The 12,538-nt window shown below is 67.3% G+C and carries 11 protein-coding genes, 2 tRNA genes and 1 pseudogene; 6 read left to right on the top strand and 8 right to left on the bottom strand.

What is annotated here, in order from left to right; translation table 11 throughout:
* From pstS (QJR12_RS05210) to pstA, 3 genes are all read left to right on the top strand, one after another.
* Positions 1-720, top strand: a 720-nt coding sequence (pstS, locus tag QJR12_RS05210) for a phosphate ABC transporter substrate-binding protein PstS (RefSeq protein ID WP_300579611.1), incomplete at its 5' end; no start/stop codon positions are given.
* 67 nt (positions 721-787) lie between these two features.
* Positions 788-1,792 (top strand): phosphate ABC transporter permease subunit PstC, encoded by a 1,005-nt coding sequence (gene pstC, locus QJR12_RS05205; protein ID WP_300579644.1) that lies wholly within the window; start codon positions 788-790, stop codon positions 1,790-1,792.
* A gap of 2 nt (positions 1,793-1,794) precedes the next feature.
* Positions 1,795-2,700: a phosphate ABC transporter permease PstA gene (gene pstA / locus QJR12_RS05200; RefSeq protein WP_300579610.1), complete on the top strand. Its 906-nt coding sequence runs from the start codon at positions 1,795-1,797 to the stop codon at positions 2,698-2,700.
* Between the two features lie 84 nt (positions 2,701-2,784).
* Here the strand turns inward: pstA and QJR12_RS05195 are convergent, their stop codons facing one another.
* Positions 2,785-4,809, bottom strand: coding sequence for a protein kinase (locus QJR12_RS05195; protein WP_300579609.1), 2,025 nt, complete (start codon positions 4,807-4,809; stop codon positions 2,785-2,787).
* A 37-nt stretch (positions 4,810-4,846) separates the two neighbouring features.
* Positions 4,847-5,950 carry a phosphate ABC transporter substrate-binding protein PstS gene (gene pstS, locus QJR12_RS05190; RefSeq protein WP_300579608.1) on the bottom strand — a complete coding sequence of 368 codons (1,104 nt, stop codon included), beginning with the start codon at positions 5,948-5,950 and terminating at the stop codon, positions 4,847-4,849.
* Between the two features lie 336 nt (positions 5,951-6,286).
* Here pstS (QJR12_RS05190) and QJR12_RS05185 point away from each other — a divergent pair, with 336 nt between their 5' ends.
* Complete coding sequence (locus QJR12_RS05185; protein WP_300579607.1) at positions 6,287-6,733, top strand: pyridoxamine 5'-phosphate oxidase family protein; 447 nt, start codon at positions 6,287-6,289, stop codon at positions 6,731-6,733.
* Positions 6,734-6,759: 26 nt separating this feature from the next.
* On the opposite strand, the gene QJR12_RS05180 is transcribed toward QJR12_RS05185, so the two are convergent.
* Positions 6,760-7,809 carry a CoA transferase gene (locus QJR12_RS05180; RefSeq protein ID WP_300579606.1) on the bottom strand — a complete coding sequence of 350 codons (1,050 nt, stop codon included), beginning with the start codon at positions 7,807-7,809 and terminating at the stop codon, positions 6,760-6,762.
* 277 nt (positions 7,810-8,086) lie between these two features.
* On the opposite strand from QJR12_RS05180, the gene QJR12_RS05175 reads away from it, so the two are divergent.
* Positions 8,087-9,634, top strand: a complete 1,548-nt coding sequence (locus QJR12_RS05175) for an amidase (protein WP_300579605.1) — start codon at positions 8,087-8,089, stop codon at positions 9,632-9,634.
* Between the two features lie 98 nt (positions 9,635-9,732).
* Here the strand turns inward: QJR12_RS05175 and QJR12_RS05170 are convergent, their stop codons facing one another.
* Together QJR12_RS05170 and QJR12_RS05165 are read right to left on the bottom strand one after the other, a co-directional pair.
* Positions 9,733-10,380: a M15 family metallopeptidase gene (locus QJR12_RS05170; RefSeq protein WP_300579643.1), complete on the bottom strand. Its 648-nt coding sequence runs from the start codon at positions 10,378-10,380 to the stop codon at positions 9,733-9,735.
* A gap of 555 nt (positions 10,381-10,935) precedes the next feature.
* A complete protein-coding gene (locus QJR12_RS05165) occupies positions 10,936-11,250 on the bottom strand; it encodes a hypothetical protein (RefSeq protein WP_300579604.1) in 315 nt (104 codons plus the stop codon).
* Between QJR12_RS05165 and QJR12_RS05160 the strand changes: the two genes are divergently transcribed.
* Positions 11,239-11,847, top strand: coding sequence for a hypothetical protein (locus tag QJR12_RS05160; RefSeq protein WP_300579603.1), 609 nt, complete (start codon positions 11,239-11,241; stop codon positions 11,845-11,847). The two genes, QJR12_RS05165 and QJR12_RS05160, sit on opposite strands and share 12 nt — an antisense overlap.
* A gap of 235 nt (positions 11,848-12,082) precedes the next feature.
* On the opposite strand, the pseudogene QJR12_RS05155 reads toward QJR12_RS05160, so the two are convergent.
* The 3 genes and pseudogenes from QJR12_RS05155 to QJR12_RS05145 all read right to left on the bottom strand — a co-directional run.
* Positions 12,083-12,247, bottom strand: a pseudogene (locus tag QJR12_RS05155) (hypothetical protein); the annotation flags it as partial.
* A gap of 105 nt (positions 12,248-12,352) precedes the next feature.
* Positions 12,353-12,426: transfer RNA gene (locus QJR12_RS05150), tRNA-Phe, on the bottom strand.
* Positions 12,427-12,455: 29 nt separating this feature from the next.
* Positions 12,456-12,529: transfer RNA gene (locus tag QJR12_RS05145), tRNA-Asp, on the bottom strand.
* Positions 12,530-12,538 lie beyond the last annotated feature (9 nt).

Below are 12,538 nucleotides of genomic sequence, written 5' to 3'. Positions count from 1 at the left end.
CTTCCCGGTGTCACCGAGCACCTCAAGCTCAACGGCAAGGTGCTGGCGGCCATGTATGAGGGCACCATCAAAACCTGGAACGACCCGCAGATCACCGCGCTTAACCCCGGGGTGAACCTGCCCGCCACCCCGGTGATTCCGCTGCACCGCTCCGACGGGTCCGGTGCCACTTTCTTGTTCACCCAGTATTTGTCCAAGCAGGATCCCGACGGGTGGGGGAAGTCACCCGGTTTCGGCACCACCGTCGCCTTCCCCGCGGTGCCGAGTGCGCTGGCCGAGCACGGCAACGCCGGCATGGTGACCGGCTGCGCCAAGACCCCCGGGTGCGTGGCCTACATCGGCATCAGCTTCCTCGACCAGGCCACCCAAAAGGGTCTGGGCGAAGCCCGGCTGGGCAACGCCTCCGGCAAGTATCTGCTGCCCGACGCCAAAAGCATTCAGGCCGAGGCCGCCGGCTTCGTCTCACAAACCCCCGAGAACGAGGCGATCTCGCTGATCGACGGGCCCGCCCCCGACGGGTATCCGATCATCAACTACGAGTACGCCATCGTCAACAGCCAGCAAAAAGACGCCGCCACCGCCCAGACGCTGCAGGCGTTCCTGCACTGGGCGTTGACCGACGGGAACAGCCCCTCGTTCCTGGATCAGGTGCACTTCCAGCCGCTGCCGGCCCCGGTGGTGAAGCTCTCCGACGCCCAGATCGCCAAGATCACCAGCTAAGTTGGCGTTCTCCACGCGACAGCCGGGCCCGCGCGGTCTGACCGCGCTGCGCCGCGGGCCGCGCCGGGTGGGTGGGGTGCGCCGCGGTGGGGGGCTGGTGCGCTGGGCCGGCGGGGTGGGGGCGGTGGTCCCGCTGCTGGCGCTGGTGTTTGTGCTGGCGACGCTGCTCATCGAGGCGCTGCCGGCGATGCGGGTCAATGGGCTGCATTTTTTCACCGCCACCGCCTGGGATCCGGGCAACACCTACGGCAGCACCGAAACCACCCACGGGGTGGCCCACCCGGTGGGCGCCTACTACGGGGCGCTGCCGCTGATCGTGGGCACCCTGGCGACCTCGGTGATCGCCCTGATCATCGCGGTGCCGGTGTCGATCGGGGCGGCGCTGGTGATCGTGGAACGCCTGCCCCGCAGGCTGGCCACCGCGGTGGGCATGACCCTGGAGCTGCTGGCCGGCATCCCCAGCGTGATCGTCGGGTTGTGGGGGGCGATGACCTTCGGTCCGGTGATCGCCCACCACATCGCCCCGCTGATCGCCCGCAACGCCCCCGACGTGCCGGTGCTCAACTATTTTCGCGGCGACACCGGCAACGGGGAGGGCCTGCTGGTCTCGGGTCTGGTGCTGGCGGTGATGGTCATCCCCATCATCGCCAGCACCAGCCGGGATCTGATCCGCCAGGTGCCGCTTTTGCCCCGCGAGGGCGCGATCGCGCTGGGCATGTCCGAGTGGGAGTGCGCCCGGCGGGTCACCCTGCCCTGGGTGTCCAGCGGCATCATCGGCGCGGTGGTGTTGGGGCTCGGGCGCGCCCTGGGGGAGACCATGGCGGTGGCCATGGTCTCCGGGTCGGTGCTGGGGGCGCTGCCCACCAACATCTACGCCACCATGACCACCATCGCCGCCACCGTGGTCTCCCAACTGGATTCCGCGCTGACCGACTCCACCGGCTTCGCGGTGAAAACCCTCGCCGAAGCCAGCCTGGTGCTCATGGTGATCACCCTGCTGACCAACGTCGCCGCCCGCGCCCTGGTGCGCCGGGCCTCCAGCACCGCCCTACCCGTCGGACGAGGAATCTGACCATGAGCCACACCGGCGCGACACGAACCCCTCGGGTATCGATCGAGGGTCGGCGATTATGGCCGGTGCCCACTCGGCGCAAAATCGTCAACGCGTTGTGGTGGACCGGATGCTACTGCTGTTTGGCGTTGGTGGTCGGCCCGACCTTGTGGATGCTGATCGGGGTCGTGGGCCGGGCGTTGCCGGTGTTTCACTGGAGTGTCCTGGTCCAGGACACCCGGGGCGCCGCGGGTGGCCTGCGCAACGCCATCGTCGGCACCGCGGTCCTGGGTCTGGGGGTCATGCTGGTGGGTGGCACGGTGAGCGTGCTGACCGGCATTTATTTGTCGGAGTTCGCCACCGGCAGAACACAGTCGGTGCTGCGGGGCGCCTACGAGGTGCTCTCCGGGATCCCCTCCATCGTGCTGGGCTACGTCGGCTATGTGGCACTCGTGGTGACGTTTCAGTGGGGGTTTTCCCTGGCGGCCGGGGTGCTGACGCTGTCGGTCATCAGCATCCCGTATATCGCCAAGGCCACCGAGGCGTCGCTTCGTCAGGTGCCGACCTCGTATCGGGAAGGGGCCGAGGCGCTGGGGCTGCCGGTCGGCTGGACGCTGCGCCGGATTGTGCTGAAGTCGGCATTGCCGGGAATAGTCACCGGCATGCTGGTGGCACTCGCGGTAGCGATCGGCGAGACGGCGCCGATGCTGTATACCGCGGGCTGGTCGGATTTCCTGCCGACCGGACAGCTCACTCACTCCGCGGTGGGCTACCTGACCTACCCGATCTGGACGTTCTACGACCAGCCGTCAAAGACGGCCCAAGACCTGTCCTACAACGCCGCCTTCTTGCTGATCGTGTTCTTACTGCTACTGATCACCCTCGGGCGGGTGATCACCTGGCAGGCGCGGCGGCATTCGGAATCCTGAGCATCAGCGGACGGCCGCGGCTCGTCGGTAGCCCGGCCGGATCGCCCGGTCTCAGGGCCGGTAGCGCCACCGCACACGCAGGCCTCAACCTGCCAGTTTGACCACTCGGTCGTTGCCGCGGTCGGCGACATACACGGTGCCGGCGTGATCCACCGCCACCGCCAAGGGGGTGTTGAGCCCGGTGAACGCCAGCACACTGGGGGTGCTCGAGCCCGCCGCCAGCTTGAGCACCCGGTTGTCGTCGTGTTCGGTGACATAGACGTTGTCGGCGGTGTCCACCGCGATGCCCCAGGGCACGGTGACCCCGGTGAACGGCAGCACACTGGGGGTGCTCGACCCCGCCGCCAGCTTGAGCACCCGGTTATTGTCGGTGTCGGTGACATAGACACTGCCGTCGGTGCCCACCGCCACCCCATCGGGGTGATTCAGGCCGGTCAACGGCACATCGGTCGGGGTGCTCGACCCGGCCGCCAGCTTGACCACCCGGTCGTTGCCGCGGTCGGCGACATAAACGTCGCCCTGGGCGTCCACCGCCACCCCTTCGGGGTAGTTCAGGCCGCTGAAGGGCAGCACGGTCTGGTTGTTCGACCCGGCCGCCAGCTTGACCACCCGGTTGTTGAAGTCGGTGACATACACCGCGCCGTTGGCGTCCACCGCCACCCCCTGCGGCTGGTAAAGCCCCACGAACGGCAGCACCGTCGGGGTGCCCGACCCCACCGCCAGCTTCACCACCCGCCCGCGCATGGTCTCGCTGGCCACATACACGTTGCCGGCGCCGTCCAGCGCCACCCCGCCCGGGGACAGGCGAAAGTCGATCCCGCTGAACGACACCACGGTTTGCCCGGACGGCGGCGTCGATGGATGCGACGGCCGTGTCACCAGGAGGGTGACGACGGCGGCGACAACCAGGAGCGTGACCGCGCCGACGATCGCCAGCCGGCGCTGGATGCGGGGCCGGGGCACCCCGGGAGTGAAGTCAGGTCCGTGGGGGTGAGGCGGTTGACCAAACGTCGGTGCGCCCGCGGGCCCGACCGACGACGACGGCTCCGGCCGGCTGCGCCAGCTGCCGCCGATCGCACCCGGCGGCACCGGCCCCGCCATCGTCTCCGCGCCGGGCGACGGCGCCGAAGAGCCCGCCCCACCGGTACCGGCCCCCGGGGCCGGGTAACCGGCCCAGGCACCGGCGGGGCCGGTGTCGGTGGCGTCGGTGTGCGCGGTTGCTTGCGCGCCGTGGCGCAGGATCGCGGTGGCCTCATCCCGCTCGGGGGCGGTCAGCGCCTGGTGGGCGGCCGCGGCCAGCTCACCGGCGCTGCGGTAACGCTCCCCGGGGTTTTTGGCCATGCCCTTGGCGATCACCTGATCCAAGGCCACCGGGACCGTTCCGGGCAGCAGCTGGCTGGGCCGCGGAGCGGGTTTCGTCAAATGCGCGGCGACCAGCCGCTCGATGCTGTCGGCCGCAAACGGCGGCGAGCCGGTCACACACTCGCTTAACACACAGGCCAGCGAATAGATATCGGCGCGATAGCTGACCTCATCACCGGTGAACCGCTCCGGGGCCATGTAGTAATAGGTGCCCATCGCTATCCCGGTCTGGGTCAGCCCGGGATCGGCGGCGGCGCGGGCGATACCGAAATCCGTCAGATACGCGAAATCCTCCCCGGTGATCAGGATGTTGGCCGGTTTGACATCGCGGTGGGTCACCCCGACCGCGTGCGCGGCGTCCAGCGCCGCGGCGACCTGGCGCACGATGGCCACCGCCCGCGGCGGGCTCAACGCCCCCGATCGGCTCAACAGCGTGGCCAAATCGGTGCCCTCGACCAGCCGCATCTCCAAATACAGCTGACCGTTGATCTCCCCGTAGTCATGGATGGGCACCACATGCGGCTCGCTCAGCCGCCCCGCGGCCACCGCCTCGCGCTGCAGCCGCGCCCGAAACACCGGGTCACCGGAGAACTGCTCCGAGAGCAGCTTCAACGCCACCAGCCGGTGTTTGCGGGTGTCCTCGGCCTCATAGACCTCACCCATCCCGCCGCGGCCCAGCAGCCGCCTCAACCGATAGGGCCCAAACCACGACCCCACCCGCGACCTCGGCTCACCGCCGCTTACCATCGAGCTCCCCTCCCCCGGTCAAGGGACAGTCAAGCAGTCAAGAGATAGCATTCACCGCCGCAACCAGCCTCGATTGAAACGATCCCGGCAGCGGAATGGACCCGTACTGCGCCAGGCCGTCTTGACCCGGGCCGATTGCTGCCTGCATAAACGCCCGCACCGCGGTGCCGGTCGCGGCGTCCGGATATTTCGAGCAGACGATCTCATAGGTCGGCTCCACGATAGGATAGGCGCCGGGCTGCGACGGCTTGTAGAACGACGACGTGTCCAACACCAGGTCGTTGCCCTGGCCCTTGAACCTGGCCCCGGCAATCGTCTTGTCGACCGACTCGGTAGTGATCGACACCGGGTCCGGACCCGCTGACGTGATGATCTGGGCCATGTTCAGCTCTTTGCCCACCGCGAACGACCATTGGTTGTAGGTGATCGACCCGTCGGTTTGCTGCAGCAGAGCCGAGTTGCCGTTATCCCCCACGGCGCCGTCGCCGACACCGCCTTGGAAGGTTTCGCCGTCGCCCTTACCCCACGCCCCATCGGACGCGGCCTCGAGGTATTGCTGAAAGTTGGCCGAGTTAGCGGATTTGTCGCTCCGAAAAATCACGTGGATCGGCGCGGAAGGGAGAGTGCTGTCCGCGTTGAGCGCCTTGATCGCGGGGTCGTCCCACCGGGTGATGGTGCCGTTGAATATCTTCGCAGTCGTGGGCGCATCCAGCTTCAGCGAACTCACGCCGGTGATGTTGTAGGTGACGGCGATGGGTTGAAACACCACCGGCAGGTTCCACGCCGGTGAACCGCATCGTTCCGCCGCTCGGTCGGGCTCACCCTTCGATGGGTCCAACGGCACCCCCGAACCCGCCAAATCAGTTTTGTTATTGATAAAGTCGCTCACCCCGGCGGCCGAGCCGTTGGCGTTGTAGTCCAGTGTGTACCCCGGGCAGGCATGCACATAGGCGTAGACAAATTGCTCTATCGCGTTCTCCTGCGCGGTAGCACCGCTGGCCTTGAGTTGCTTCTTGCCCCCACAATTCACTTTCACCGACGCGCTTGGCGAGGTTTTGGGGCCGCCGCCACCGCATCCCGATAACACCAGTGCGCCGACGGCCAACAAGCTTAGGATGGCACCGGCTCGGTTGGACTGCACAGCACCTCTCTCTGAAGGTCTCTGAAGGCTCGGGGCACCAATATGCCCACTCTGCCACCCGGGCAAACCGAACTGTCAAACCGCCAGACCGCTGCGTTGACGGTTCTCGCTTCCCCGGCCATCACCGTAGAGGAACGGGCGATGAATTGCCGCGCATTCGCGGCTATTTATTTCGGGTTAGCTCGAGACGATTGCTGGTGGCAACCCTCGCCGCCGTCGAACTCGCGGGGGACACCGGAAAGTAAACTGCGCTAATAATGACGCCAATGATGCGCACGGCGGGCGGGAAAGCCGAAACGAAGCCATCGTGGCCGATAGCGGAAGGAAATCCCCATCATGACCGATCTTTCCCCCTTCGGCGAGCTAGCGGCCGCCGATCACGGCCTGTGCGTGGTGAGCACCTTGCGCGGCGACGGCACCATCCAGTCTTCGGTGGTCAACGCCGGCATCCTGCAGCACCCGCTGACGGGCGTGCCGGTCGTCGGGCTGGTGGCCTTCGGCGGGGCCCGCAAGCTGCGCAACCTCCGCGCCCACCCCCGGGCCACGATCGTCGCCAGAGCCGGCTGGCAGTGGGCGGCGGTGGAAGGTCCGGCGCAGCTGATCGGACCCGACGATCCCCACCCCGATGTGGATAGCGAACGGCTCCGGCTCCTGCTTCGGGATATCTTCACCGCAGCCGGGGGAACCCACGACGATTGGGACACCTACGATCGAGTCATGCGTGAGGAGCGCCGAACCGCCGTCCTCATCGCCCCCGCTCGGGTGTATTCCAACCCCACATGACAGCTATTCGCCATCGGGCCCACGGCTCATTCCCCGCCCGGGTCGCCGGCATCCTCGTTCAGCTTGGGCGGTCGACGGTACTCAGGCTGATAACCGAAGACCCGGATCGGGCTGCCGACGAGGCGGAAATGACCCGCCGTGACAACCATCTCCGGAGTAGCGTCCAACGCTTCGGGCAGCGTGCGAACGGCCGCGGCGGGCACCCCCAGCCGACGAAGTCGCCGTTCCCAGCCGGCCGCAGTGTCGTTGGCCAGCGCGGATGCGACCGCTGCAAGCACCTGCTCACGGCGAGCAACCCGCTCGGCCATCGTTTCGAAGCCGGCGATATCCGCCTCGGCGGAAAAGGATTTCCAGAACCCGTCGTGGGTAATGAACAGCGCCAGATAGCCCTCGGCTGTCGGGAATAGCTGCGCCGGAACGTAATACGAGTGAGCCCCGAAGGGCCGGCGCTGGGGTTCGACGCCGTCGTTGAGATAGGCGGCCGCGTGATAGTTCAGCTGCGAGAGCATCACGTCGCGCAGCGACACGTCCACCTGACCACCGCGGCCCGAAACGATCTGAGCCAATAACCCAAGAGCCGCGCTAATCCCGGTGGAGTTATCCGCCGAGGAGTAGCCGGGCAGCGTCGGCGGCCCGTCGGGCTCACCGGTGAGGGCCGCCACCCCGGTGGCCGCCTGAATGATGTAGTCGAAGGCGGGGTCGTCCCCGCCGTCCAGGCCATAGCCGGTGATTGCGACACACACGATCCGCTCGTTGAATCGGCGCAGCGAATCGTAGGTCAACCCTAGCCGGCGAATCGCCGACGGTTTCAGGTTCACCAGCAGCGCATGGGATTTCGCTACAAGTTCGCCCAGCCTCCCCTGGCCCTCCGGTGAGCTCAGATCCAGGCAGATACTGCCTTTGTTGCGATTGATGCTGGCGAAGTAGCTGTCGGACACCTGCCGTGAGATCTCGCCGCCGGGGGGTTCGAGCTTGATGACCTCCGCACCGAGGTCGGCCAGCAGCATGGTGGCGTAGGGCCCGGCCAGCATGGTGCCCACCTCGAGGATCCGGATGCCCGCCAGCGGCCCGGTCATCGCGGTTCGCCACCGGTCGCGGCGTTGCCCACCGGGTCGCCACGCTCTGCGACGGTGATGAGTTCCAAACGCACGGTTCCTCCAGGGTGGGTTCGGGATATGCCGGTAAGCCGGGGATCTGACGGCGAGGACACCCCGGTGGTGTCTCGCGGTAAACGCACCCGGCGGCACCGGCAGCCGGCAGCCTGGGGATGCCGACTGCAGGGTATTGTCCCACCGGCGAGAACGGCGGTGTCGGCGGTGCCTGCGGCCGGCCGCGGCGACGACGGAGGTCCACATGGCGATTTCGAAGCCATCGATAGCGGACATCGACTCTGCGGCACGACATTTCGGCTTTCACCTCGACGCCGGCGCCCGGCAGGATTATCTGGCGGTTGTCACAGCCATGTTGGCCTCCTACGACGTGGTCGACGCACTCTACGACGAGGTTGCGCGCCCACGGATCCCCGAGCGGGCCTACCGATTCCCGACGGCCGACGCCAACCCGCTGGGCGCCTGGTATGTCACCTCCGAGATCACGGCGGGCACCCAAGGGCCGCTGTCCGGCAGGGCGGTGGCGGTCAAGGACAACATCGCCGTGGCGGGCATTCCCATGATGAACGGATCGCGAGCCCTGGAAGGTTTCATCCCGAGCCGCGACGCCACCGTCGTGCAGCGGTTGCTCGAGGCGGGCGCGATCGTCGCCGGCAAGAGCGTCTGCGAGGACCTGTGCTGCTCGGGTTCCAGCTTCACCTCGGCTTGCGGTCCGGTGCGCAACCCGTGGGATCTCACGCGCGAGGCGGGCGGTTCGTCGAGCGGCAGTGCGGCGCTCGTCGCCGCCGGTGAGGTGGAGTTGGCCGTCGGCGGCGACCAGGGCGGGTCGGTGCGCATTCCGGCGTCGCTGTGTGGCGTGGTCGGGCACAAGCCGACTTACGGCCTGGTGCCCTACACCGGAGCGTTCCCCATCGAGCGAACGATCGATCACCTCGGTCCCATAACACGCACCGTCGACGACGCGGCGCTGATGCTCACGGTGCTGGCCGGAGCCGACGGGCTGGATCCGCGCCAGCCGAAGGACATACCGCTGATCGACTACCGCACCGCGCTCACCGGCGATGTCACCGGGCTGCGGGTGGGTGTGGTCACGGAGGGCTTCGGGCAGCCGGGCTCGCGGCCGGAAGCCGACGAGCTGGTGCGGTCCGCGGCGCAGCAATTCACCGAGATCGGCTGCACTGTGGGTGAAATCAGCGTGCCCTGGCACCGGCATGCGTTTCATCTCTTTACCGTCATCATTACCGACGGGGCCAGCTATCAGCTGCTTGACGGCAACGGTTACGGGCTCGGCGTAGAGGGCTTTTATGACCCGGAGCTGATGGCGCACTTCGCAACTCAACGAGTCGCCATGGCGGACCAGCTCTCCGGCACGATCAAGGCGACGGCGCTGGGCGGTCACTACAGCCTGAAAACACTCGGCGGCGCGGGCTATGCCAAGGCACGCAATCTGCTGCCACAGGTGCGGGCCGCCTACGACGAGGCGCTCACGCAGTACGACGTGCTCGTGATGCCCACGGTGCCCGGCACGGCGGACACCCTTCCGGCCGGCGACCCGCACGATGTCAGGTTGCTCGTCAACGCGCACGGCAAGGCGATCAACACCGCACCGTTGGACATCACCGGTCATCCCGCGATCTCGGTGCCCGCCGGCCTCCTGAACGGGCTGCCCGTCGGAATGATGATCATCGGCAAGCGATTTGACGATGCCACCGTGCTGCGGGCCGCTCATGCTTTCGAGGGGCTGTGCGGGGGATTTCCTACCGCGCCGAGAACACCGTCGCCCGAGCCTTAACCGTGGCAGCGCAATCCCCGGCGAAGCATCGCGAGCGCGGCCCGGACACCCGGGGGCGGTGTGTGGCCGGTGCCTTCCGGCTCCCCGCTGCGGCGGACTTAGTCGACGGGGACGTCGAGAATCGGGCGTTCGACGGCAGCGCCGGGCCCATCGAAATGCCACCACTCCCCGGAGTACCCGGTTAACCCACCGGCACCCATGGCTTCGCGTAACCGGCGCCGGTTTGCCTGGGCGCCCGCGCTGACCCCGTCGGTGGCGAAGGCCAGAGCTCGCGGCGAAAAGTCGTCGAAGTCGGTTCCCATATCGAGCAGACAGCGGGTGCTCGCCTGCTCACTCGGGCACGGGGCGCGCGCCATCGTCACGTCGACCGAGCGGCCGGCCTCGTGGCTGCGCGCAAACGGGCCCGGCCGCGCCACCCAGGCGGGATTGGGCACGGCCTGAAACATCCGGACCTGAACGTCGTGCGGTCGATAGCAGTCCCAAAAGACCAGCACGGCTGCCTGCCGGCGAACGACCGCAGCGGCGGCCGCCAGCCCCGGCGCCAGGGATTCATGCACCAGGCAGCGCGCGTCGGCGGGATACAGCTGCGTTCCGGTGAAGTTGTCCGGTGTCGCGTAGCGCAGGGCGATGATCGCGTCCGGAACGACGCTTCGAACGTCGAGGAAGCCCGCCGCCTGCGCCGGCGCGCTCACCGCAGGCACGTCGGCATGGGCGGGGGCAAACTGCCCGGTCCCCGCCGTCACGATGACGAGGGCGACCGGCAGGGCCGGAAAAATCCGCACCTTGGTATTCTCTCCGCCGCTCGGGCCGGCTCAAGCGGCGCGTCGGGATTTCTTCCCGAAATTCGCGAGGCCGCAAGCCTCGAGGAACTCTCCCACGTCACCCACTTGGTAGCGCGGGGAGCGGCCCTCAGGATCGGGTCGTCCTGCGTGCCGGCGCGTCCGTACCCCCCGACATCGGGTGCTGCTGGTCATGCGCGGCCCCAGGGCTCAGCACCCTCCTCGATCGCCGCGCCGGGTCGTCCGCCACACGGTGCGGCCCCCGGGTTTAGTGGCTGGTCGAGGGAATCGGCGCTGTGACGATCCCTGGTGTGTCTGTCACCCGGGTCGCCAGGGAAGGTGCTGGCCAGCGGGCTGCACCAGCTGGGCGGCCAATGCGAGAAGATCAGCGGCGAGCCGACCGCGGCCGGCGCCTACACCCCTTGGACGAGGACGGGGCGCAGCGGTTTCGCGGGCTGGTGCCCTGATGGCCGGTGCGCCGGGCTGGCCCACGCTGTCGCAGCTGAAGGCGTCGACATTTGATCACCTCGGGAATTTTGCCGACTGGTGTGACCGTGTCTCAGGTGAAGCCGAGAGCGCCTTGGAGGCGTTGGCGCGTGACGTGCGCGCACCCGGCGGCGTGCAATGGGAAGGCCAGGCCGCCGAGGCGGCGATCACCCAAGCCGAGATGGATGTGGTGAGGTCGCGGCCCTTGGTGTGGAGCTTGCCCGAGGCGGCCCCATTGCCCGCCGGGGTCAAGATACCTTGCAGCACGCGCGGCGCCTCGCTCTCGACGCGGTCGACGACGCCGAGCACGACGGCTTTCGGGTCGGCGAGGACTACAGCGTGGTCGCCCACGACCAGCACATCACCGGCGAACTCAAAACCGTCAGCGCGGGCTGGGGCACGCTCACCTTCGAGGAATCCGGGGGCGCCCAACCCCTCGACAACAGGACAGTAAAAGACGCGCCGCCGCCAAGTACCCCGCCATACCCGGTCAATGACGTGATCGCCGAGGCCACCGACCTCGACGGCAACCATGTCATCCTGCGGCGCGTTACTACGATGCACGATCCTTCTTCCGCAAACCAGGCGAACCAGACACTATTCTTTGGTGTGGCCATCCGCTGGAAGACGATCTCCCCCAGCGTCTTTCGGATATTCCTGACGCATATCGCTACACGCCCCCGCCAAGAACTTCGTCAACAACACGCGAACAGGGTCAAAACCGGCAGGTGGTCAGCGAGCCTCGCCGATATGCCGATCCGCGATGAACAACTTTTCTCTCCCGCGAAAGCCGTTGCGGATCAGTATATTACTGTGGCTTTATCGTTTACCGCAGGTTCTCGGCCATCCGGCAGTTCTGGGCTCGCCAGATCGATGGATCAGTGTGCATCGCGCACAAGTCGCAGATGCGTTGTAAGAGCGGCTATCGTTGGTCATCGGCCCATGTGACCAGGTCCGCACCTGCAAATTTCAACAGTGCATCATGGGCCGAGTGAAGGTTGTCGGGATCAGTTGTGAGCTCGAGGGTGGCATCAGCCAACGATGCTCGGCCCCCGGGGCAACCGTGTGCCGCGACCCTTCGCGCCGCAGATCGCACAGCTTCGGTATAGCCACTTAGCCGAACAACGTCGCGTGTGGCCATTTGCCAGGATGACGGGACCGCCGTGTCGCCGCCGGATTCCAGTGGGACCGTGAGATGAATGCGCGAAGGGTGGACGTCAGCGAGCCTATGAAGCGCCAATGCCGACTCGCGCAAGACAACACCGCGGCTCAACGTCCACCAGACGGCGACGGCAAGATCGTCGTGCTCACCCCGCGGCAGCATGGGCACCCGATCCACGCTGCGACCTGCTCAAGGCGTCCCTGTGCGGTACCGAGCCAGCGCACCCCCGAGACCGGACAAGACCAACCAACCCTAGGGTGCCGCACCCGTGTCTATGCAGGTCAACCCCGGTGGCCAGGGGCGGGATCGAACCGCCGACCTTCCGCTTTTCAGGCGGACGCTCATCCCGACTGAGCTACCTGGCCGGAAGACAGCGTGTGTCTCGCCGCCGCAGCGACCCTGACGGGACTTGAACCCGCGACCTCCGCCTTGACAGGGCGGCGCGCTAACCGACTGCGCCACAGGGCCTTGTCACAA

The sequence above is a fragment of the Mycobacterium sp. genome, from assembly GCF_029961025.1.
Lineage (GTDB): Bacteria > Actinomycetota > Actinomycetes > Mycobacteriales > Mycobacteriaceae > Mycobacterium.
The sequence above is the reverse complement of the archived record's forward strand: the minus strand, read 5'-3'. Positions and strand labels throughout refer to the sequence as shown.

What these genes read in the sequence shown, in the direction of transcription:
- pstA (WP_300579610.1), top strand. Translation starts at nt 1,795, where the DNA reads ATGAGCCACACCGGCGCGACACGAACCCCTCGGGTATCGATCGAGGGT.
- QJR12_RS05195 (WP_300579609.1), bottom strand. Translation starts at nt 4,809, where the DNA reads ATGGTAAGCGGCGGTGAGCCGAGGTCGCGGGTGGGGTCGTGGTTTGGG.
- QJR12_RS05185 (WP_300579607.1), top strand. Translation starts at nt 6,287, where the DNA reads ATGACCGATCTTTCCCCCTTCGGCGAGCTAGCGGCCGCCGATCACGGC.
- QJR12_RS05180 (WP_300579606.1), bottom strand. Translation starts at nt 7,809, where the DNA reads ATGACCGGGCCGCTGGCGGGCATCCGGATCCTCGAGGTGGGCACCATG.
- QJR12_RS05175 (WP_300579605.1), top strand. Translation starts at nt 8,087, where the DNA reads ATGGCGATTTCGAAGCCATCGATAGCGGACATCGACTCTGCGGCACGA.